The sequence below is a fragment of the Desulfuromonas sp. TF genome (assembly GCF_000472285.1).
Lineage (GTDB): Bacteria > Desulfobacterota > Desulfuromonadia > Desulfuromonadales > ATBO01 > ATBO01.
Genome location: NZ_KI421414.1, coordinates 6,461 through 28,788 on the forward strand (window position 1 = coordinate 6,461; position 22,328 = coordinate 28,788).

At 59.7% G+C, this 22,328-nt stretch carries 20 protein-coding genes and 1 pseudogene; 15 read left to right on the top strand and 6 right to left on the bottom strand.

What is annotated here, in order from left to right; genetic code table 11:
* Positions 1 to 391: 391 nt before the first annotated feature.
* From DTF_RS0105155 to DTF_RS0105175, 5 genes are all read right to left on the bottom strand, one after another.
* Positions 392 to 766, bottom strand: a complete 375-nt coding sequence (locus tag DTF_RS0105155) for a type II toxin-antitoxin system VapC family toxin (RefSeq protein WP_027714455.1) — start codon at positions 764 to 766, stop codon at positions 392 to 394.
* Positions 763 to 969, bottom strand: coding sequence for an AbrB/MazE/SpoVT family DNA-binding domain-containing protein (locus DTF_RS0105160; RefSeq protein WP_027714456.1), 207 nt, complete (start codon positions 967 to 969; stop codon positions 763 to 765). The genes DTF_RS0105155 and DTF_RS0105160 overlap by 4 nt, the downstream gene beginning before the upstream one ends.
* 292 nt (positions 970 to 1,261) lie before the next feature.
* Entirely contained in the window at positions 1,262 to 3,652 is a 2,391-nt protein-coding gene (locus tag DTF_RS0105165; RefSeq protein ID WP_027714457.1) for a hypothetical protein, read from the bottom strand.
* Positions 3,649 to 4,377 (bottom strand): protein-L-isoaspartate(D-aspartate) O-methyltransferase, encoded by a 729-nt coding sequence (locus tag DTF_RS0105170; protein WP_226989174.1) that lies wholly within the window; start codon positions 4,375 to 4,377, stop codon positions 3,649 to 3,651. Before DTF_RS0105170 ends, DTF_RS0105165 begins: the two co-directional genes overlap by 4 nt.
* 100 nt (positions 4,378 to 4,477) lie before the next feature.
* Entirely contained in the window at positions 4,478 to 5,137 is a 660-nt protein-coding gene (locus DTF_RS0105175; RefSeq protein WP_027714459.1) for a DUF3793 family protein, read from the bottom strand.
* A 269-nt stretch (positions 5,138 to 5,406) separates the two neighbouring features.
* Between DTF_RS0105175 and DTF_RS0105185 the strand changes: the two genes are divergently transcribed.
* From DTF_RS0105185 to DTF_RS22005, 8 genes are all read left to right on the top strand, one after another.
* Positions 5,407 to 6,150, top strand: a complete 744-nt coding sequence (locus tag DTF_RS0105185; RefSeq protein WP_027714460.1) for a TlyA family RNA methyltransferase — start codon at positions 5,407 to 5,409, stop codon at positions 6,148 to 6,150.
* On the top strand, positions 6,147 to 6,908 hold the full coding sequence (locus DTF_RS0105190; protein WP_027714461.1) for an SAM-dependent methyltransferase: 762 nt from the start codon (positions 6,147 to 6,149) through the stop codon (positions 6,906 to 6,908). Before DTF_RS0105185 ends, DTF_RS0105190 begins: the two co-directional genes overlap by 4 nt.
* A gap of 113 nt (positions 6,909 to 7,021) precedes the next feature.
* On the top strand, positions 7,022 to 8,152 hold the full coding sequence (locus DTF_RS0105195; protein ID WP_035055863.1) for a DNA repair exonuclease: 1,131 nt from the start codon (positions 7,022 to 7,024) through the stop codon (positions 8,150 to 8,152).
* Positions 8,149 to 10,368, top strand: coding sequence for an ATP-binding protein (locus tag DTF_RS0105200; protein ID WP_027714463.1), 2,220 nt, complete (start codon positions 8,149 to 8,151; stop codon positions 10,366 to 10,368). Before DTF_RS0105195 ends, DTF_RS0105200 begins: the two co-directional genes overlap by 4 nt.
* A complete protein-coding gene (locus DTF_RS0105205; RefSeq protein ID WP_027714464.1) occupies positions 10,343 to 10,690 on the top strand; it encodes a histidine triad nucleotide-binding protein in 348 nt (115 codons plus the stop codon). Before DTF_RS0105200 ends, DTF_RS0105205 begins: the two co-directional genes overlap by 26 nt.
* 17 nt (positions 10,691 to 10,707) lie before the next feature.
* Entirely contained in the window at positions 10,708 to 12,321 is a 1,614-nt protein-coding gene (locus DTF_RS0105210; RefSeq protein WP_027714465.1) for an L-aspartate oxidase, read from the top strand.
* A gap of 156 nt (positions 12,322 to 12,477) precedes the next feature.
* Complete coding sequence (locus tag DTF_RS0105215) at positions 12,478 to 13,920, top strand: HD domain-containing protein (RefSeq protein ID WP_027714466.1); 1,443 nt, start codon at positions 12,478 to 12,480, stop codon at positions 13,918 to 13,920.
* Positions 13,921 to 13,946: 26 nt separating this feature from the next.
* Positions 13,947 to 14,999 (top strand): polysaccharide deacetylase family protein, encoded by a 1,053-nt coding sequence (locus DTF_RS22005; protein ID WP_051360938.1) that lies wholly within the window; start codon positions 13,947 to 13,949, stop codon positions 14,997 to 14,999.
* Here DTF_RS22005 and DTF_RS25210 read toward each other — a convergent pair.
* Positions 14,967 to 15,956 carry a glucosaminidase domain-containing protein gene (locus DTF_RS25210; protein ID WP_051360940.1) on the bottom strand — a complete coding sequence of 330 codons (990 nt, stop codon included), beginning with the start codon at positions 15,954 to 15,956 and terminating at the stop codon, positions 14,967 to 14,969. The two genes, DTF_RS22005 and DTF_RS25210, sit on opposite strands and share 33 nt — an antisense overlap.
* Before the next feature lie 208 nt (positions 15,957 to 16,164).
* On the opposite strand from DTF_RS25210, the gene DTF_RS0105230 reads away from it, so the two are divergent.
* The 7 genes and pseudogenes from DTF_RS0105230 to DTF_RS27055 form a co-directional block, all read left to right on the top strand.
* Positions 16,165 to 16,584, top strand: a complete 420-nt coding sequence (locus DTF_RS0105230; RefSeq protein ID WP_027714467.1) for a secondary thiamine-phosphate synthase enzyme YjbQ — start codon at positions 16,165 to 16,167, stop codon at positions 16,582 to 16,584.
* A gap of 86 nt (positions 16,585 to 16,670) precedes the next feature.
* On the top strand, positions 16,671 to 16,838 hold the full coding sequence (locus DTF_RS26420) for a hypothetical protein (protein WP_155890725.1): 168 nt from the start codon (positions 16,671 to 16,673) through the stop codon (positions 16,836 to 16,838).
* Between the two features lie 16 nt (positions 16,839 to 16,854).
* On the top strand, positions 16,855 to 17,331 hold the full coding sequence (locus DTF_RS0105240) for a ferritin family protein (RefSeq protein ID WP_027714468.1): 477 nt from the start codon (positions 16,855 to 16,857) through the stop codon (positions 17,329 to 17,331).
* 135 nt (positions 17,332 to 17,466) lie between these two features.
* The gene (locus DTF_RS0105245; RefSeq protein WP_027714469.1) at positions 17,467 to 17,901 is read left to right on the top strand and encodes a hypothetical protein; all 435 of its coding nucleotides are present in this window, start codon (positions 17,467 to 17,469) and stop codon (positions 17,899 to 17,901) included.
* Positions 17,902 to 17,964: 63 nt separating this feature from the next.
* Complete coding sequence (htpG, locus tag DTF_RS0105250; protein ID WP_027714470.1) at positions 17,965 to 19,809, top strand: molecular chaperone HtpG; 1,845 nt, start codon at positions 17,965 to 17,967, stop codon at positions 19,807 to 19,809.
* A 591-nt stretch (positions 19,810 to 20,400) separates the two neighbouring features.
* Entirely contained in the window at positions 20,401 to 21,837 is a 1,437-nt protein-coding gene (locus tag DTF_RS0105255; RefSeq protein WP_027714471.1) for an NAD(P)/FAD-dependent oxidoreductase, read from the top strand.
* 84 nt (positions 21,838 to 21,921) lie between these two features.
* Positions 21,922 to 22,328, top strand: a pseudogene (locus tag DTF_RS27055) (PCRF domain-containing protein); the annotation flags it as partial.

Here is a 22,328-nt window from a genome sequence, read left to right on the forward strand (position 1 = left end):
GCTGGTTAATTTGGTCCGACCCCGAACACTGCTCGCGAGCAAACCGCCGACGAGAGCAATGAAGGCAGCACAAATGCCCTTTGCTATGGCAATCTTGCTGATGCGTTTCGTAGTGTTCTCCTAGAATCGAACGAATAAGAGTCTTTGCGGCACGAAGCCGACAGCAAAGTTCGATTGAACTAACCCCGACCACCGCTGCGAATTGTATGGGATTTTATCGGGGAGCTTGATGTGGTCCGGGGACAAGAATAGCGGGAATAGCGGCTAACGACAATGAAATATTTATCATTTCCTCGGGGAGATCGGGGTTGGTGAGCCTCTCGGTGTCTTTGAAGAGTTCCTTTTCTCGGGCTTGATGGGGGATTGTCGCTCTTGGAGATCTGATGGAAGGCTATCCTTTGGGAAAGAAACGCACCCCGTCCACATCGCGGAAATGCTCGTCCTGAGTCCAGAGCAGGGCGTTGTGCAGGCGGGCGGTTACCAGGATGATGCTGTCGGCCATCGGCAGCTTCAGGTCGAGGCTCGTCTTGGCGGCGCTCATGGCCAATGACGCAGACAGTTCGATGACCGTTCCCTGCTGCATCAGCGCCGCCGCCTGCAGGGCGGCATCCTCGCCGCGCTGACGGCAGACCACCTTGAACACCTCGTAGATGGTGACGGCCGGCACCACGAGCGCCGCCACGTCCCGCAGCGGTTCGGCGAATGCCTCGGCGTTGGGACCGTCGGCGAAATACTCCAGCCAGGCGCTCGAATCGACGACGTTCACAGGCGATCGTCCTCGCGGGGCACAGTCGTGTCGATCCCCTTGAGAAAGCCCCGCATGGAGCCGATCTCCTGCTCAGGGATCAATTCGATGCGATTGCCATAAGCGATGACCTGCATGCGCTGGCCGGGAACCAGATTAAGTTTTTCCCGTACGGAGCGGGGTATGACGACCTGAAATTTCGGGGATACCTTCACGGCTTCCATAGGTTACTCCATCGATTATGATTTCGTATGACGATAATGTAATCGAAAGGGCACGTCAAGCAAAATGGCAATTTTTCAATTCAATGGCAGCCTCTCGCGATAAGTTCAGTTGAAAATTACAAGCTTTTGTAAAAACTGGATTTTCGTTGCGGCGTTGCGTGATCACTGGTTTTGCAAGTATGTAGGCCAGGATAAGGCGTCCAGTCGTCCCGGCAAGCCTGAGGCACCGCTGTTCTGACCGGCTGCCGGAAACGCTTCGCTTATTCCGGCCTACCGTCCTCTGTCCTCCGTTCTACCTCCTCCGAACCCCGCTCAAAGCCGCTCCCGCATAAGCTGCCGCGGCGACGAGGAAGACGACGGTAAACCCGGCTTCGACGGCGATGATGGTGGCCAGGGCGGTGCTCAGGACCGAGAGGCAGCCGTTGATCCCCCAGGCCCAGGGGACGTCGGCCTCGCGGCGGCGGGAGAGAGACTGCAGACCCAGGGGGAAGGGGAATCCCATGGCGAAAGACGGCGGAGCAAGGAGCAGGAGGGTGAGGAGGACCTTCCAGCTCAGGGGGAGGGCGATGGTGAGGTCGATGAGAGGGGGGAGGATCAGGGCGTAGACGAGCAGAAGGAGCGCCACGATGCCGGCGGCCCGGTGGGGGGCGGCTTCGCCGGCGTCCAGGCGGGAGGAGGCGCAGCTTCCCGCCCCGGAGAAGACGAGGACGGCGCAGATGACGACGGAGGCGGCGTAGACGGGGTGGCCCAGGTAGAGGACGAAGCGGTGAATGAGGTTGATCTCCACCAGCATGAAGCCGGTCCCCAGTCCGCCGAAGTAGAGGAAGGTCCGCAGGCGTCCGCCGTCCCGCCAGCCGAGGCGCAGAAGGGGAAGGAGGATCAGGACGAACGCCGCCGCGGCCATCTGGAAGAAGGTCAGGACCACGATGAGATAGCCCATCTCCAGGAAGGGTACGGTGCGTTCGCCGAAGAGGCCGGCTAAATGGGGAAGGCTTTTCCAGCGCAGGAACTGGGAGAAGAAGGGGCGGTCGTCGGTGGCCGGGCGCAGGCGGAAGGGGTAGTCGTCATAGAGTTCCTCCCGCGTGGGGGAGAGGATGAGGTCGAGATCGGCGAAGAAGGCCGGATCCTGCAGGCGGTGATAGCGCTCCCGCTCGCCGGGTTTGAGATCGGGAAGGAGAAGTGGATCGAACTGCAACTGACGGCAGAAGGCACGGACCTTCTCCGCATCGGCGGGAGTTACGGGCGAACGCTTGACGCAGAAGGTGACTGTCCCCCAGCTTCGGACCGCGACCATGTGTCGAGACGGATCGTCGATTCCCTCGGCTCTAAGAGCTTCGACCAGCGTGGCCGCCAGGCGCAGGGGATTGCGAGGGGGATAATCAAGCCAGGACGAGACGCAGAGGATGCCGCCTGTGCTCAGGTGGTCCCACATGGCCCTGATCCCTTCGATGGTCAGGGTATGCTGCTCCTGGAGGGCGAAGAGACCGGCGGCGCCGCCGAAAACGCCGATGGTGGGGAGTTCGATCAGTTCGTAGAGGCCCGGGTCAGCGGCGAGAAAGGTGCGGGGCTCAAGGGCGGAGACGGTGACCGCCGGGTGCTCCAGGAGAAGGGCGGCAGAACGTGGATAGGTGTTCCGCAGAAGCTCCAGGGCGGCCCGGTGCGGCTCGACCACCGTGACCCGGGCGGCGCCGCGGGCAAGGCCCTGGGCGGCCTTCGAGCCGGTGCCGGCATGGAGGACGAGGACGGAATCCGGCTCGGCGAGAGCGTAGGGTAGGGCGGAGGTGGTATAGTCCAGGGGGGATGCCGAGGGCCCGGGCGGCCAGACTGGGACGGCGCCGAACCCGTTGCCGTTGTTGAACAGGGCATCGCGCTGCGGAATTTTGTCCGCATAACTCAGACTAAGGCCGGGAGCGAAACGCAGGGCCGGAGCGGAGACGGCCTGAACCAGGCCGTAGGGACTGGGTCGCTCGGCGACGATGCGGGCCTCCGGCAGGTTGAGGGCACCGCGCAGGTCCTTGTACTGGGAAAGGACAAGGGGTGCGGGAAGGATAAGAAAAATCGCGATCACCAGGGCGGCGGCAGAGGCGGCGGCGATGAGCCGATTGTCCCTGCGGGGGAGAATGAGGAGTCCGGCGGCGAGGGTGAAGAGGGCGATGACGGCGGGGAGCCTGCGGGGAAAGATGAGGCCCAGCAGGGCGACGCCGACGATGCCGCCCAGTCCGGAGCCGAGCAGGTTGGCGAAGTAGAGGGTGCCGATCCTTTCGACGTGACGGACGAAGATCAGGCCGATGACCAGGGCGCTGAGAAAGAAAGGGACAGCGAAGAGGAAGTTGGCCAGGAGAAGCCTCCAGATCTGTCCCGGTTCGAAAAAGAGTAGGTAGGAATCGAAGCCGCCGAAGACGGTCTGGCCCGCGCTGACCACCGCCGCCATGGAGGCTGCGCTGCCGAAAAGCAGAAGGGGCAGGAGGGCGTCCAGCCGCTCTAGAAGCCACTCCCGGGTCAGGGCGATCATGGTGCCGGAAGCGCCGAAACCGAGGAGGGCCGTCGAGATGACCATATAGGCGAAATGATGCCACTGGGTGATGGAGAGAATCTGCATCAGCACAAGCTGAAAGGCGATGACGGCGATGGAGAGGAGCCCCAGCGCCAGATGGAGTCTGAGAAGTGGAGGCCGATCTTTCACCCGTCCCTCCGGAAGGGGACGAAGCGGACCGGCATCAGGCTGCGGGAGATGGTCTCCTCCTCACCCTTTTCCACCAGCATCAGGGTCTGGAGGAGGAAGGGGGAGCCGACGGGGATGACCATCCGTCCTCCCGTCTTTAGTTGATCGAGGAGGGGTGGGGGGATGAAGGGCGCCGCGGCGGTGACCACGACGGCATCGTAGGGGGCATGCTCTTCCCATCCGAAGTAGCCGTCTCCCTCCTTTACATGCACCCCGACATAGCCCAGCCGCTGCAGGCGGGCGGCGGCGCTTTCGGCCAGTTCCGGGATGATTTCGATGGTATAGACCTCCGCCCCCGTTTCGGCCAGGACGGCCGCCTGATAGCCCGAGCCGGTGCCGACCTCCAGAATCTTCATCTTCGGCACGGGCCGGACCGTCTCGGTCATGAAAGCGACGATATAGGGCTGGGAGATTGTCTGGCCGAATCCGATGGGAAGAGGGCCGTCGGTGTAGGCCTCTTCGGCGAGATCCGGAGAGACGAAGAGATGGCGCGGAACGGAGGCCATCGCCTCGAGGGTGACCGGATCGGAAATGCCGCGCCTCTGGAGTTGGGTGCGGACCATGCGCTCGCGGGCCTTTTCGAAAGCGGCGTCTCTGTCAGCGCCAACCGCCCAGGCGGCTACTCCGAGGAGGAGCATCGAAAAGATCAGAACAGGCCTGAGTTTATGTGTTCTGAAGCATTGCATGAAGCGCCCTCCCTGCCGACCGAAATCTACAAGGCCAGTATACTATGGGCAATGAAGAATTCAGAGGAGGGAAGGAAGGTCCTGCAGGCCGACGGGAAGTTTATCTGGCACCCCGGCGCAGGCAGTCGAGAGGGTTGTCGCCGCCGGCCACCCTCCAGGCCATGCGGCAGCGGCATTCGTGATGGCTTGCCGCCGTTTCCAGGCTTCGGCGGGGGTCGCCGTAGATCTTCCACGGCCCCTGGCAGGTGAAGGGGATGAGCGCCCACCCCATGAAGGCGGCGACGTCCTTGAGAGGATAGCCGAGAAAGATGCCGACCTCGTGAGGGAAGGAGCTGCCGCCGATACGCTCCTTGAGTTCCGCGAGGATTTTATCGAGGTCGGTGATCTGCCAGTATCCGGCACGGTTCAGCATGGTCCTCACCCGATTCTCCGCAAGAAGCCGCGAGAGGGCGGCGGAATCGTAGATGAACAGGAGCAGGGAATCGTTCCGTTCCCGCATGACTTTTACCGACAACCCGCCGGCCTCGACCAGTTCCTCCCCATATGCCTGCCATAGTGCGTAGAGGTTCCGGTCGCAGGGATGGCGGCGGCTGGTCACGTTGATTAGATTTCCCGGTTTAACCCCTTCGAGGATCTCAGCGGTCTCCAGGGCCAGGAAGGAGGCCAGGCATTCGCGGTCATTGCTGAAACGCCCGGCAATATCCCTCCATAGAGGAGTGCGGGTTCCGGGGGGCGCAAAGCGATGAGGTTTCTTCTTCATGTCAACACCTGAATAAAAATGAAATTCGTTATCAATTTATACCATGCTCCGGAGTTCGTCAACCGAAAAAAAGAAGTTCGCTTTTTTTTCGAGTTTATACCTGAAAACCTGAATGACCACCAAATCATCAAAGCATCAGGAAAACCAATATTTAAGTAAAGGCGTAACGTGGTGTCCCGGGACGGTAAAACGGGTTGCTGGCGGCCCACCCCTGTGCTAATCTAGAGCTCTTCGTGCATGTACTGAATCACTTTCGACGGCCCTCCCTGATGAAAAAAGAACGTCTTGACAAGCTGCTGGTGGAGCGTGGTCTGGTTCAGTCCCGTGAGCGGGCGAGGTCTCTCATCCTGGCCGGCAAGGTGGTGGTCGACGATCATGCCGTGGACAAAGCAGGGACCCAGGTGTCGTCCGGGGCCGAGATCCGCCTGAAGGGGGAGGATATCCCCTACGTTTCCCGGGGTGGTATCAAGCTGGAGAAGGGGCTGGACGCCTTCGGCGTCGAGGTCGCGGAGCGGATCGCTATCGACGTGGGGGCCTCGACCGGGGGATTCACCGACTGCCTTCTCCAGAGGGGAGCGGCCAGGGTTTATGCGGTCGATGTCGGCTACGGGCAGCTGGCCTGGAAGCTGCGGGAAGACGTGCGGGTGGTCAACCTGGAGCGTACCAACATCCGCCATCTGACCCCCGATCAACTCTCCGAGCGTCCGTCCCTGGCAGTTGTCGACGCCTCCTTCATTTCCCTAGAAAAGGTTCTCCCCTCCACCCTGGCGCTGCTGGCCGACACCTCCGAAGTCGTCGCCCTGATCAAGCCCCAGTTCGAGGTGGGGCGGGGGGAAGTGGGGAAGGGGGGGGTCGTTCGCGACGAAGGACAGCATCAGAGGGTAGTGGAGAGCATCAAGTCCCTGGCGCAGGAGCTCGGCTGCGACGTGCTCGGTGTGACGGAAAGCCCGATCCTCGGCCCCAAGGGGAACCGGGAGTTTCTCATCCATCTGCGCAAGACGGGAGGCCCATGAACCGCGTCTATTTCATCGGCGCCGGTCCCGGTGATCCCTCCCTTCTGACCCTGAAAGGAGCCTCCCTGCTGGCTCAATGCCAGGCGGTGTTCGCCCCGGAGCCTTTTGAGGAAACCTTTGTCGAACTGCTGCGTGGAAAGACGGTCCGGATCCCCTTTGATTTCTACTTCGACGAACTCCTGGAAAAAATCGAGGAGCTCCTGATTGAAGGTAACGTGGCCTTTCTGGTCCCCGGCGACCTGACCTTCTACGCCCCCTTCCAGGCGCTCATCGATGTCCTCGGAGATCGGAGCGAAGCCGTCCCCGGCGTGGGAACGGTCAACGCCGCTTCGGCGTATTTGAAAAAGACCCTCGACCTTCCCGGCGCCTGCAACCGCGCCGTTATCACCTCGCCGCGCATCCTGGAAGAAGAAAAGGGGGCTCCGGCCCTGCGCGACCTGGCCGCTCCCGGCGTGACCCTGCTCCTCTACATGAACCATCTTCCATTGCCGCAGCTTGCAGAACAGCTCAGGGCGGGTTACGGCGGGAACGTCCCCATCGCCATCGCCCACCGCCTCGGATTGCCCGGCCAGGAGGTGGTGACCGGTTCCCTCGACGATATCGTCGATCGGGTCGGCGACAGGGATTTTTTCAACCTTGAGAATAAGAACCGACGGCCCGCCCTGACCCTCGTCATCGTCGGGGAAACCCTGACCGCCACCGTGGGAAAGGCCTGGTGGGATGACCGGCGCGATAAGATCTGGAAATACAGGTCATGATGAACGTCTCTGTCGTTGATCCCGGGAGGTCGATCTGCTGTTCGACGGCGTCCCGGAGAATGTATTCACCCAATTCTGACTAATCCCGATGTTCCCGAAGGGAAATAATAGCCGTGATTAAACTGCTGCACACCGCGGACCTTCATCTCGACGCGCCCTTTCCGTCTCTCGACGAAAAGGAGTCGCTGCGCCGGAATGATTTTCTCCAGACTTTCGAGCGACTGCTGACCCTCGCGATCAAGAACGAGGTCGATCTTTTTCTTGTGGCCGGCGATCTCTTCGATTCGCCCCGCCCCTCCGCCGCCGTGGTCGGCAAGGTCCAGGCCGGACTCAAACGCCTCTCCGATCGCGGGATCGTGCCGGTGCTCCTGCCGGGGACTCACGACAGCACGGTCGCCGCCGATTCGGTTTACCGGCGAACTGAGTTCCCCGGAGCGGTGGTCCTTGACGCGGCCGTGGTGGATGAGCCCGTCTCCCTGTCCGTCGGCGGCCGTCAGGTATATCTCTACGGCTTCGCCTATCGCAGCTTCGCTTCGGAGGACGCTCTCTCCGGCATGGTGCGCCGCTCCGCCGAAGGGATTCACATCGGGATACTGCACGGCTCGCGCCAGGGGAGCCCTGAGTGGGAATATCGAAAAAAGGATCTCCCCTTCACTCTGGCGCAGCTCAAGGGCTGGGGACTCGACTACGTAGCCCTCGGGCATTACCATGGCTTCGAGGTGCTGGAGGAGGACGGGCGCGCTTACGCCTGTTATCCCGGCTCGCCGGAGGGGAAACGCTTCGGTGAAAACGGCCCCCGTTATTGCGCTCTGGTCACTCTGGACGCCGATGGAGCAGAAGTGACCAGAAAGACGGTAAACAGCCGCACCCTGGAGGAGCGGGCTCTTGATCTTTCCAGTTGCGAAGGCCTGGATAGCGCCTCGGCGGCGATAAGCGCCCTGGGTGGGCCCGATCTTCTGCTGCGGCTTACCCTGACAGGAATCGTGGAAGCCCCCCTCGATCTCGACGCCCTGCGCGCCCGCTGCGACAGCGACTTCTTCCATCTGCAGTTCCAGGATAAAACCCGGCTCTTCGACAGCGATTTCGCCCGTCGCATCGAAGGGGAGGAAACCGTGCGAGGCGTCTTCGTCCGCCGCGCACGCCGGCTCATGGAAGAGGCCCCTGCGGAACAGAAGGGGCTCGTGGAGGAGGCTTTTCGGGAAGTCCTGGTTCGCTTCGGCGCCTTCGGCGGAGGTGCCTCATGATTCTGCGCAGTCTGGAGCTGAAGCATTTCGGCAAATTCACCGAAGCTGCCTTTGAATTCCGCCGCGGCCTGAATCTCGTGGTCGGTCCCAATGAAGCGGGGAAGTCGACATTGATGGAAGCCGTCCCCGCCGTCCTTTTCGGCCTTCGCAACAAGGAGCGGTTCAAGTCCTGGGGACGTCAGGGCAGCTCCTCCGCCGCTCTGGTTCTCGAGAGCCGGGGGCGCACCGTGCGGGTTGAAAGAGATCTGCTGACCGACCGGGTGACCCTCGTCGAGCGGGACGATCTCTATCACGTCCTGTACAGCTTCGAAGGGAAAGCAGCCCCCCAGGGGCGCTCTTCGGAGCGGGTGGAATACCTGGAACAACTGGCCCGCATTTTCGGCATCGCCGAGGAAGACGTTTTTCGCGCCTCTCTTTTCTTCGGCCAGGGAACCCTCGAAATCTCCGGACAGGGAGCTCTGACGGGAAAGCTCAAGACCCTTCTCTCCGGTTTCGTGGAGGTCGATTACGACAAGGTCCTCCATTCCCTGACTGAGGATTATTTCGCCATCACCCGGGAGAACCCCTGGGGGAAGGACAAGACCCGTGGCCGGGAACTCGACGATATCCGCGGCCGGCTTGCAGAGGTGGAGGTGCGCTGGTTCGAGTCGCAGGAGAAACTGAAGGAGCTTGCCGCCCTGCGCGAGCGACTGGATGCCCTGAAGGCCGGCATCGAGTCGGACGGTGCGGAGTATGCCAAGGGGGAGCGGTATCTGGCCTGGGTGCGAAAGCAGTGGCATCTCGGGGAAAAGGAAGAGTCTCTGAGGCGTGACTTCAATCGGGTGAACCGACAGGTGGGGAAGATCGCCGAACTGCAGCAGGAACGAAGCCGCCTGGCGGAGGAGATGAAGAAGACGGGTCTGCCGGCGGATATCCCCGAAGACCTCCCGTCGATCCTGACCGAGGCGGAAAAGATCCGCAAGGAGCTAGTGGGCCTGCAGGGTGAATCGGCGGCGCTGCGCCAGCAGCTCCTGGCCCAGCGTGGAGCCCCCTGGCGTCTGGCCGGTGGGGCATCGCTGGTATTGGCGGCTCTCGCCGCGGTCCTTGGATGGATATGGTCAGGCCGGCTCGTCCAGATTCTGATGGGAACGGGACTTCTTCTCGCTCCGGTCTGGGGCTGGTTTCTTTGGCGGCTGGGACTGTGCCGGTCCGAGCGGAGCCGGCTTCAGGGGCAGGCTCAGATTCTCGAACGGCAGAGGGAAGAGGCCCAGGGGAGACTGGCGGCCCTGGACGAGCGCTTCGAAAGGATCGGGCTGTCCCCTTCTGCCGTGGAAATCGTCCGGATGCAGAAGAATCTCGAGCGGCACCGGCAGCTTGCGGATAAGCTCCGGGATGTCGCCAGCGCCCTGAAAGTTCTGGAAGATTCCGACGAACTGGGCCGCGAGAAGGAAAACCTCACCCGGGAAATGGCCGTCCTCGACGAACGTCTCGAACAGCAGCGGCCGCTCCACCGCGACGGCCTGCTGTCTCCGGAGGAGCTGCCCGAGGCCGAAGAAAAGCTCCGAGCCTTGGGGGAAAGCCTGCGGCTGCGAGAGGCCGAACTTCTGGAGATGACCCGCCGGGAAGCAGCTCTGCACGGAGAACTTTCCCGGACGGAGGAACTGGAAGAAGAGGGGGAGCGGCTCAAAGAGAGGGAGTCGGTCCTGGCCCGCCGCAAGGAGGCGCTTGCCCTGGGCCGGGACCTCCTCTCCGGAGCGGTCGACGAGTTTCGCCGGACGTACCTGGGCCGTTTCGCCGCCGATATCGGCCGCAACCTGGCCCTGGTGACGGGAGGGTGCTACGCAGAGGCGCGCCTTGGTGAGGACATGAGCATTTCTTTGCGGGGCAAAGGCAACAGCTGGCAGCCGGTGGAGCATTTCAGCAGGGGGACGATCGATGCCCTTTATTTCGCCCTTCGTCTCTCCCTGACCCGCCATCTCTCGCCGGGACGCCACCTGCCCCTGCTTCTTGACGACCCCCTGGTCAATCTCGACCGCTTTCGCCTTTCGGAAACTCTCAAGATGCTCGAATTATTGAGCCGAGAGCATCAGGTGGTTCTGTTCGCCCACGACGAAAATCTCCTCCGTCGCGCCGCCCGGGACCGCTGGCACGTGGTATCTTTGGCAGAGATGAAAAACCACCCACCCTCAACGGACCAGGAAAGGAGCGAAGATGTCGGACAGCTGTATCTTCTGTAAAATTATCGCCGGGGAGATCCCCGGCAAGATCGTCTATGAGGACGAGGTGCTGATCGCCCTGGAGGACGTCAATCCCAAGGCTCCGCATCACTACCTGATCATTCCCCGCAAGCACATTCGCACCACCCTCGACCTGACCACCGCCGACAACGACATGGTCGGCCACATCTTCCAGGTGGCGGGGAAGATCGCTCATGACATGGAGTTCGCCGAAGACGGATTTCGCATCGTCAACAACTGCAACGAGGGGGGCGGGCAGGCCGTGTGGCATATCCATTTCCACCTGCTGGGAGGACGTGACCTGACCTGGCCACCGGGGTAGAGAGGGCAGGAACCGTTGTGAACGTTCTTGAAACCGACGTGTTGGTCGTCGGCGGCGGGCTGGCCGGTCTGTGCGCGGCTCTGGAGGCCCGCCGGTCCGGCCGGAGGGTTCTGCTGCTGAGCAAGAGGAGGGCTGGCCGCAGCGGCAATACCATCTTGGCCGCCTGCAATATCTCCGGCGCCTTTTCCGATGACGACGACGCGGTTGAGGATTTTAGCCGTGACACTCTGGAGGGGGGACGAGGGATCGCCGACCCGGCTCTGGTGCGCGTCCTGGCTGAGGAGTCCGCGGCGGCGGTTTCCTTTCTTGAGGACTGCGGGGTCCGGTTCCTGCGAGATGCCGAACGGCTTCAGTACAGGCTCGTTCCGGGGCATGGCCGACCGCGGACCATCTGCACCGAACGGCACGGCATTCCCGTGCAGACCGCCGGGCTGTCGCTGACCCTCCCTTTGCTGTCCGCGGTCCGGGAAGCCGGAGTGCAGATCGTCGAAAATCATATGGCGGTCCGCCTGGTCAGGAAGGACGGCCGGATTCAGGGGTGCGTTGGGACAGGGGAGGACGGTCGCTTGAGTCATATTGTCTGCGGTGCCGCGGTGCTTGCCTGCGGAGGCGGCGGACGGCTGTACTCCCGCAGCAACAATACCCGGGAGATCACAGGCGACGGGTTCGCCCTGGCATATGATGCCGGAGCCCGGCTTCGGGATATGGAATTCATCCAGTTTCATCCGGCCATGGGGATCGCTCCCGTTAAGAGCATCCTTCCCACCACCCTGTTCGGGGACGGGGCTGTTCTGCGCAACAACCGCGGGGAGCGTTTTCTGTTAAAATGCGTTTCCGGCGGGGAACGGGAGGCCACCCGGGACGAAATGAGCCGGGCCATCTTCGCCGAGGTGGAAAACGGAAGAGGAGTGAAAGGGGGCGTTCTGCTCGATCTGACTCCGATCCCGCTTGAGGCCCGAAACCGCTACGGAGATCTGTGGGACCTTCTGGGCCGACGGGGGTGCGATCCCGGACAGGATCCTGTCGTGGTCGGCTTGGCCGTCCACTTTTTCATGGGCGGGATGTTGATCGACCGTGACGGCGCTTCCACGGTTCCGGGACTTTACGGTGCCGGCGAAGTGACGGCAGGGGTGCATGGGGCCAATCGCCTCGGCGGCAATGCACTCATGGAGGCCGTTGTCTTCGGCCGGATCGCCGGCCGTTCCGCCGCAGAAGGATTTCGCGGCCCGACGATCGAAACATTTCCCGACCCGGAGCTTCCGACGATGGAAGAGCGCCCGGAGGAGCTGCTGGAGATTCGACGGGACCTGGGGTCTCTCCTGTGGCGGGAAGCGGGCGTCATTCGATCCCGGGATTCTCTCGAGAGAGGTCTTGCCGCCTTGGGGGCGGCGGCCGAGCGTTTCAAGAACTGCGGCCCCGGGAAGAAGCCGGCCTTGTGGTTCGAAACCCGCAACATGCTGACCGTCTCGCGTCTGGTCCTGGAATCCGCACTGCATCGACCTGAAAGCCGGGGCGCCCACTTCCGCAGCGACTACCCCTTTGGCGATGAGCAATGGCGGGGAAGTCTGGAACTCGAAAAACCCATCGATCATCTGGACCCCGTGATTTCCTTTGTGCGCGCGGAGGGGTGAAGAAGGTTTTCCCGGTCATGCTCGGATACCCGAAAAATGTGCCGACAGATCGGGCTTGATGGCCGGACTTTTCTCCTTTAAAATGGAAGGTCAGGCGATGTCGGCCGAAGGTAATTTAGATCATAGAGGAACGGAATCACTCAGTGGAGTACCTGAATGCCAGCCCAGGATGAACGCAAGGCACAGCGCTTGATCAATGAGATCATGGAGCTACTGGTGACCCACTATGGCGGGGGGCTGAGCGAGGCTGATCTTGATCTCCAGATCGATGGGTTGCACCGGGCTATAGAGGTAGCGCGCAGATCCCATTCGAAACAGCTGCGAAAATCAGGTGAACCGTACTTTTTCCATCCTCTGCGGGTCGCTCACCTGGCCGCCCGCCACTGGATGGATTTTGCTTCGGTGATGGCCGCCATTCTTCACGACGTGGTGGAAGATACGCCGGTAACCCTGGCTGAGGTCGAGGCGTCTTTTGGCGACGAGGTGGCGCTTCTGGTCCACGGCCTCACCAAGGCGACGGACAAGAACCTCAGCCGGGAGGCGCTCAAGGCGGAAACCTATCGCCGGCAGTTGCTGGTCGCCATCAAGGATGTACGGGTTCTCTGCCTCAAATTCTGGGACCGGATGGACAACCTGCAGACCATCAGCGCGCTTAATCCGGAAAAGCAGTCGCTGATCGCCGAAGAGACCCGTGCCGTTTACGTTCCCCTTTCCCGGCATCTGGGGATGGGACACGTGGCTTCCGAACTGGATGCTCTCTCGCTCAACATCCTTTATCCCCGCCGTGCCGTCCGCTATGCCAGGACCGTCATGGCGGTCCAGGATCAGGTTGGTCCCCAACTGAGGAAGATCCGTTCCGAAATCCATAATGCGTTCGAACATCATAAAATTCCCGTTCTTCTCAAGGACCATTGGCGGCGTTTTTCCATCGCCGGCGCCCAAACGATGAGCCGCGGATTTTCAACCCTCTACACACTTGAAGTTCAGGTAGACCGAATCATGGATGCCTATCTGGCCCTTGGCCTCCTGCATAGGCTCTACCCATCCATTCCCGGGAAACTGAGGGATCATCTGAATGTCCCCTCCCAATTCGGCTACCAGGCTCTGAAAACCACCGTCCAGGCCGGCGAATACAGAATGCGGGTCGAGATAACCACCCGTAAACTCGCTCGCTTCAACGAAGCGGGTGTTCTAGCTCCGGGTTTTGAATTCCGCAGGTCCAATTTCCAGGACCTTATGAAATCCCTCTGTGATGGAGGGGCGGCTTTCGACCCTGAAGGCCTGCGTCTGGCGTCCGCTTCGATTCAGGTCTACACGCCCCTGGGCGACATGCGGACCCTTCCGGAGGGGAGTAGTGCCCTTGATTTCGCCTTCGACATTCACGAGGAACTCGGACTGCATGCCTGGCGGGCCCGTATCAACGGCCAGACTCGTCTTCTCAGGTCCCGGCTCATGGACGGTGATCAAGTGGCCATCGAAAGAAGCGAAACTCCTCAGGTTCTGCCCAAATGGCTGGAGTGGGCGGTGACTCCCAGGGCGCGCAACAGTATCCGACGCTATCTCCGAAGCCGGGTCCAGGAAGGCGCGGCGGCGTCCTGAAAGGCCCGGTCACTCCGGGGTGACCCATGATCTTTAAGCTTTGCTCCTGCCTGTTTCTTTTCGCCCTCCTTCTTCCCGTTTCGCCCGCCCCGGCCGGTCAGGCCAACATCTTCGTCTATCACCATTTCGGCGACGATCGCTATCCATCCACCAATATCTCCCTCGATGTTTTTACTGCGCAATTGCAGCTGCTCAAGGAGAAGGAGCATGTCGTTCTGCCTCTGGAAGAGGTCGTCAGAAGGATCCGGGAAGATCGTGAATTGCCGGAACGCTGCACGGTCCTGACCGTAGACGACGCCTATGTTTCTTTTCTGACCGGTGCCATGCCATTGCTGCGGCGCTACGGCTATCCGGTCACTCTTTTCGTCAGCACCGGCTCCGTCGGAAGTCCCGGCTACCTCAATTGGGACCAGCTGCGGAGCCTGGCCCGGGAAGGGGTCGCGATGGGCAATCATACGGTGTCCCATCCCTACCTGTTGAACAGGAAAACGAAAGAGAATGACCGGGAATGGCGGCAGAGGGTGCGGCGGGAGATAACCGAGGCCCAGGAAAAGCTTGAAAGGGAGCTGGGAGAAGCGCCCTCCTTCTTCGCTTATCCCTTTGGGGAATATGGGCCGGAGGTGGTTGAGATCGTCCGGGAGTTCGGGTTCCTGGGGGCTCTGGGGCAGCAGTCGGGAGTGGCGTATTCTGGAAACGACCCTTCTGTGTTCCCTCGTTTTCCCATGGGAGGACCTTATGCCACTCTTGAAGGGTTTGAGCAGAAAGCGGCAATGAAGGCACTGCCCGTGCAGGTGATCTCGCCGACGAGTCCAGTGGTTGGAGAGGAAAACCCACCGACTCTGGAGATTCGAATCGAGGGGGGCGGCATCGATCTGACCCGTCTTCGTTGTTTCGTCCAGGGTCAGGAGGAAGGGGAAATCACCCCCGTTCCCGGGGATGCCGGCCGCTTCAGGGTACGGGCAGTGAGCCCCCTGGCAGGAAGACGCAACAAGTACACTCTGACAGCGCCCGGAAGGGGGACAGGGCAGTGGTACTGGTTCAGCCAGTTATGGGTTTTCACGGACCGGCCGGACTCGTGAGCTGCGCACCATGGACGCCAGCAGCCCGGATCCGGACCCGGATGGGGAATGGACAGAGGAGATGTTCTTGCGCAGGGTTGCGGAAGACAGAATGGGTAGATGGTTGAGGCGGATGATCGCCCTGATATCCTCGACGTAAGCTTCTTTCCGGCTCGAATAATTTTCCAGACCCCGGGCCAGAGCCGTCCCTCGGAGCGGCAGGCCGGCGGCCCGCAGGTGGGCTCTGTGTACTCTGAACCCATGGTATGCACGGTGGGTGTTGAGGTTTCTCATGTAGGATTGTACCGAATCGTACAGCGTTTCGAATCGGCGGACTTCATAGGTTTCATCGGCCGGCCTTTCCCTCGGGACGAGGCCCGTTCCCGGGGCAAAAGTCCATTCGCCAAAAAGGTTGTTCCCCTGAAGGGCGAATCGGGAAGTGCCGTAGGCCGACTCCGTTGCCGCCTGTGCCAGGGCCATGGAAGGAGGAATAATGTCGACTCTTCTCATAAGTTTCCGCCGGGCGGCGATACTCGTCAGCGGGTTTTCACCCAGGCCGTATTCCCGTGAAAGCGAAACCACCGCGGCGGTCTGATCGGAATCGAGGGGGAAGTCGGCATCGTAGAGACGGAAAATCTGCCCCAGCATTTCCCTCTTTTCCAGGATCTCCTCGTTTGCCATGAGAACCATCGGGAGTAGGGAAAGAAAGAAAACCCGTTTTTTCTCCGTCAGTCGGGAAATGCTGTTGAGGTCGGCCGGGAGTCTTTCGAGAATCAGGTGAGGAACACCCTGCTCGATCGTATTCCAGTCATAATCACGGGAGGCGAAAACCTTTTTCAGCTCCCCGTAAGTGGCAGGAGAGAAGGCTTCGGGAAGGGACTCAATCCCACGGGGGCTGCCGTGTTTTTCCGTGCAGCCTCCGGCGAGGATGGAGAAAATCAGAAGAATAAATAATAGGGATGCAGGATGCTTTATCATGATTTCGAAACATCAATTATGCTTACGGGGGCTGCAATTCTTATCATGGCGGCGAGGGTCTGACAACCCAATTTTTCGTTATTCCTTCTTCATGTTGCCGAATTATCTAATCTTTATCTCTTTTTAAAGTATGGAAGTCTCGCGTTGAAAGTCAAGGAATCCGGAAATTTGGAGAAAGAGCAATTCTTGCACAATGGAGGAAAAGAAGATGAAATCCTATCGAAAAGAGCTGTGGTTCAATATTCCCGAACGCAGAGGATTCATCAATATTACCGATCATGTCGTTCAATGCCTGACAGAGAGTTCAATACGGGAGGGGCTCTGTCTGATCAACGCGATGCATATCACGGCATCGGTTTTTATCAATGACGATGAAGGAGGTCTTCACCGGGATTTTGACCGATGGCTGGAGCACCTTGCGCCTCACGAGCCCTTGGATCGATACAGGCACAACGATACCGGTGAGGATAACGGAGACGCCCATCTCAAGAGGACGATCATGGGGCGGGAGGCAGTCGTGGCCGTCACGGACGGAAAACTCGATTTCGGGCCATGGGAACAGATCTTCTATGGCGAGTTCGACGGTCGGCGCCGCAAGAGGGTGCTGGTCAAGATTATCGGCGAATAAGAGCCTTTCGCATTTATTGAGACATACATAAACGACTTGTAGATATCTCCCTGTTATGTTAGAAAAATAGCTAAAAGGGTGACAAAATGATGGAAACGATAAAGACGGCAAGCTTCGAATATCTGATAAGTCTGGCTAAAGAGGATCCCGAAGGAGGGTATGCCTTTACGATTGACGGCTCCTCCTACCATATTGACGACGTGCTGGAAATTTCCCGCATTGCTGAAAAACACGGCTATATCGTGATCTATTGAACCGGAGGAAATAAACATGAGCGATGAACAGCAACAAGCCTGTTATACCTTTGAGGCGGCCATCGAGATGGCCGTCGAGATGGAAGAAGAAGGTTTCAGGAATTATCTCAACGCGATTCGCATCGTAAAAAACAAGGCCGCAAAGCTGATTCTCAAGGATGCCGCCCTCGATGAGCTCGAGCATAAGCACCAGCTGGAAAAAGCGCTGGTGGAAGGGTGTGTCGAGGGGCACGCTCTCGAGAAGCCCGTTCCCACCATGAACCTCGGTTATCTTCTGGAGAAGAAGGAACTGGGTCCCAATGCCAATGGCCGGGAAGCTCTTGCCTATGCCATTCATCTGGAGAAGGGCTCCCTGGACTTCTACAGGAGAATGGTTCAGGGGTGCGCCGGCGCTCCCATGGCCGCATTGTTCGAAAATATCGCCAACGATGAGACCCGCCACCTGCAGTCCCTTGAGGACATATACGAGGAACATTTCCTCACGGAGATGTAGAGAGCCGGCAAAATCGTCAGGAGGCAATCATCCACCCGGGTGGTTGCCTCCTTTTTTAGAGGGGCCTTTTCCGCTGGAAATCACTCCTGTTTTCTTTATACTTACATACGGAATCTTAAAAAATCAGGTGGGTGGATGAATTCACATCTGGTCATGGGGCTGTTTGCTCTCTATGTCGTCATCGTTTCTCTCCTGAGGCTTATGGCCGAGCGGGAGTTCCCGCGCGTGACGGCGATGAAGAGACTCTGGGGGCGCAGCCGGGGCCTGCTCCTGCATTTTACGACCAATGTCGCTCTTCCCCTGGTTTTCGGCATCGTCTTTCTGGGCCGTGGAGTGGCGGGGTTCGGCGAACCCGCGACAAATCGCCCCCCGATTCTTCCCGTTTATTCACTGCATTACAGCTCTTCGGCCATTCCCTTTTCTGATCTTATCGATTGCATTTCCCTCTCCTATACCGGCGAATGCGGTTTTGATTCCGTGCCTTCCTTTTTGTCAGAGTCAGCGATCTTCGAGTTCGACCCCGGCGCAAGCAAGCATTCCTTTGCCGACTGGAACTTCCTTCAACCTTGACAAAACAGACTCCGGTGACTATGTTCCATCCGGATAACCTTTTGGAAGGAGGAAGAAGCCGATATGCCAAGTAAAAAGAAGATGGAGAAAGGGAACATCTCCATCCATACCGAAAACATTTTCCCGATCATCAAAAAGTGGCTTTACAGCGAAAAGGAGATATTCCTGCGTGAGCTGGTCTCCAATGCGGTGGATGCCATTCACAAGCTGCAGCATGTGAACCTCATCGAAGGATTGCAGCTCTCCGATGAGTACGCGATCGACATCTCCGTGGACAAGGATGCAGGGACCCTGATTGTGCGGGACAACGGCATCGGCATGACCGCCGATGAGATCCGCAAATACATCAATCAGATTGCCTTCTCCTCGGCCGAGGATTTCGTCGAGAAGTTCAAGGACCTGGAGGACAAGAACCAGATCATCGGTCATTTTGGCCTCGGCTTCTATTCCTCCTACATGGTGGCGAAAAAAGTCGAGATCCGATCCCTCTCCTACAGGAAGGATGCCAGGGGCGCCCATTGGATCTGCGACGGCAGCACCAGCTATGAAATGGAGGAGATCGACAAGAAGGACAGGGGGACCGAAGTCATCCTGCACCTCGAGGACAACGAGAAGGAATTTCTCGATCCGGTTCGCCTGCGCGAAGTCCTCAAGCGCTACTGCAACTTCCTGCCCGTCCTCATCCGTCTGGCCGGGGATGAGGTCAACGATCGTAACCCCCTCTGGACCAGAACCTCCGGCGAAGTGACGGAGGAGGAATACCGGGAGTTTTACAAAAAGCTCTATCCTCTCGCCGACGAGCCGTTGTTCTGGATTCACCTTAACATCGATTTTCCCTTCAATCTCAAAGGGATTCTCTATTTCCCCAGGCTCACCACCGAGTTCGACGTCACCAAAAGCCACATCAAACTCTTCTGCAATCAGGTTTTCGTCACCGACAACTGCCCAGAAATGATCCCTGAGTTTCTTAGCCCCTTGCAGGGCTGTCTCGATGCCCCTGATCTGCCTCTGAACGTTTCACGCAGCTACCTGCAGAACGAGCCCCAGGTTCGCAAGATCAAGGAAGTGATCAGCAGTCGGATGGCGGCGAAGGTGAACGAACTCGCCAAAAAAGATCGTAAGGAATTCGGTGGGATCTGGGAGGACATTCACACTTTTGTCAAATTCGGTATGATGCGCGACGACAAGTTCTTCGACAAGGTCAAGGACCAGGTCATCTATCGCTCAACCGGCGACTCCGAATACGTCACTCTTCCCGAATATCTGGAACGGGCCAGGGAGCGCCACGAGAACAAGATCTTCTATACGAACGATGAAGCCGCGCAGACGACCTATCTGAAGCTTTTCAAGAGTCAGGGGCTGGAGGCGCTCGTTCTCGATACCCCCATCGACAGCCATTTCATCCAGTACCTGGAGATGAAGAACTCCGAGGTGCGTTTCGAGCGGGTCGACTCGGATGTCACCGAGAATCTCATCGAAGACGATCAGACCAGGAAACTGGTCGAGAAGGAAGGGGAGGAGAGTGTCGAGGAAAGGATCAAGGGGACTTTCGAGAACGGTCTCCACAAGGAGGGTTTGACCATCCGGGTGGAGAGCCTCAAGGACGCCTCCGTCCCCGGGATGATTCTCCTTTCCGAGCAGAGCCGCCGCTTCAAGGAAATGACCCGGATGATGGGGAAGGATGTCGGCGATCTCTTCAAGGATCATACATTGCTGGTGAACTCGGCCAGTCCCGTCGTAAAGAACCTCCTGAAGATGGAGGAGGCCGGGCGCAGGGACGAGGCCGGAATGCTGATTGAGCAGATCTACGATCTCGCCATGCTCACCCATCAGGCTTTCGACAAGGAGCGGATGGAATCCTTTCTCGAGAGGAGCAACAGAATCCTTGAAGTGATGAGCCAGAAGTGATGGCCTCGCAAAAAGTCCGCCCTACGGCGTTATGACGTTTTTTCAGTACCTCGACATGCCTGGTGTATGCCTTCGCCCCTGAAAAACTACCAAGCCTTGTTGGACGAAATTTTTGCTTTGCCATCCTCTGAGGTTTTGTGAAGGCATCAGAAGGAAGTGACCCGATAAAGGGGCGGCCGTATAGCCGCCCCTTTTCCGTTGGTGCGCCAGGCATGGCGCGTAGCGTCGTGACTGGCGCTGTTCCGGTCGCTGTGGTGGTGATCGGATGACTTGGGGGTGAAAGTCCCCTGCGGACCCTGATGGCGGGAACCGCTAGCCGGACGGCAAGGGTGTCCATCGCGAGGTGGAATCCGAAGGAAGCCGCGGGCAAAATCCCGGCCCGACAAACAGAAACCGCATACGAGGCTGTCCCATCCGGGCGAGAAGGCAACTATCTTCAAACGGTCGTTTTCATTGCAACACTACTTTCTTTTCGGCGGGATAAAAAGAAAGTAAGGCGGGGTGCGGGGCGCAGCGCCCGCGGTTTATCCGCCCACCTCGCCCCTTTTCCTGTTATCGTTTTTTTTTTAAAGACCAGGGAAACGGGACTGTATGAAATCGCTTCAGCCGACAGACGCCATCGTCGTGGGCTCCGGCCCGAATGGGCTGGCCGCGGGCATCGAACTGGCCCGCGCCGGCCTTTCCGTCACCCTTCTTGAAGGGGAGGACCGGATCGGCGGCGGAGTCCGGTCGGCGGAGCTGACTCTTCCCGGTTTTACCCACGACGTCTGCTCCGCCGTCTATCCCCTGGGGGTCGGCTCCCCCTGTTTCTCCTCCCTTCCCCTGGCCGACCACGGTCTTGAGTGGATACATCCGCCGGCGCCTCTGGCCCATCCGCTCGATGATGGCTCCGCCGTTCTCCTGGAGCGCTCCCTTGTAGAGACAGGTATTAACCTGGGCCGCGACTCCGCAGCCTACCAGGAGCTGATGCGGCCGCTGGTTGATGGATGGCCGCAGCTGGGCGGGGAAATTCTCGCTCCTCCTCACGTGCCCCGGCATCCGCTCCTTCTTGCACGGTTTGCCCGCCATGCGGTCCGCTCGGCGGAATCTCTGGCGAACTCCCGCTTTACCTGTCAGCGTACCCGTGCCTTGCTGGCCGGGATGGCGGCCCATTCTTTTCTTCCCCTCGATCGCCCCGCATCGGCGGCGGTCGGCCTGGTTCTCGGCCTGCTCGGGCATGCAGTGGGATGGCCTGTTCCCCGCGGCGGCGCCGGCCGTATTTCCGGAGCACTGGAGGCGTATTTTCTGTCTTTGGGAGGCCGGGTCGAAACGGGCACCCCGGTCCGCTCCCTTGATCAGCTTCCGCAGACCCGGGCCGTTCTGCTTGATTTAACCCCCCGGCAGCTGTTGCGGATCGCCGGAGACCGTCTGAACGGCAATTACCGCAAACGGCTTAAGCGCTATCGATACGGTCCGGGAGTGTATAAGATCGACTGGGCGCTCTCGGGGCCGATCCCCTGGAAGTCCGTCGACTGCGCCCGGGCCGGCACGGTGCACATCGGCGGCACCCTGGAGGAGATCGCCGTCGCCGAGCGGGAGATCTGGCGCGGAGGTCATCCGGAGCGCCCCTTCGTCCTGCTCGCCCAGCAGAGCCTGTTTGATCCCTCCCGCGCTCCGGACGGAATGCACACCGGCTGGGCCTACTGCCACGTTCCAAGCGGCTCCACCGTCGACATGACCGAGGCGATCGAAAGCCAAGTAGAGCGCTTTGCTCCTGGTTTTCGCGACTTGATTCTGGAGCGCTGCACGCGCACCGCCGCCGAATACCAGCTCTACAATCCGAACTTCATCGGCGGCGATATCAACGGCGGTGTTCAGGATCTGGCGCAGATTCTCGGCCGTCCGGTGCTCAAACCCGATCCCTACGCCACCGGTCTCGACGGCGTTTATCTCTGCTCATCATCCACCCCTCCCGGCGGCGGCGTTCACGGCATGTGCGGGTATCATGCCGCACGGTCGGCCCTTCGAAATCTGAAAATCGAATCGTGATCTTTCATCGTGCAAGTTGCCCTTGTCCAAATCCTTTCAAGCCGCTATAATCCGCACTCCATCATCACACACGAGGAGATCCCTATGTTTCGCGACGAAAAAGAGACCATGGACGGCCTGCGGGTCAAGCTCGATGAGCTGAGGAGGTATCTTTGACGTAGAGGGCAAGAAGGAGCGAGTCGCGGAGCTGGAGGCGGAGATTTCCCGTCCGGCTTTCTGGGATCGTGGCGACCTGGCGCAGGAGGTGTTGAAGGAACGCACTTCGCTTCAGAAAATCGTTGAAACCTGGGAAGACGCCGCCCAGGAGCTGGAAGACCTCCAGATATTGGCGGAACTGGGAGAGGAAGGCGAGGACGAGTCGACCCTGGAGGAGATCCGTTCCCTTCTCCCCGATCTCGAGAAAAAGGTTGAGCGTATGGAGTTCGCCCGCATGCTCTCGGGGGAACACGACGCCAGCAACGCCATCTTCAGCATAAACGCCGGCGCCGGCG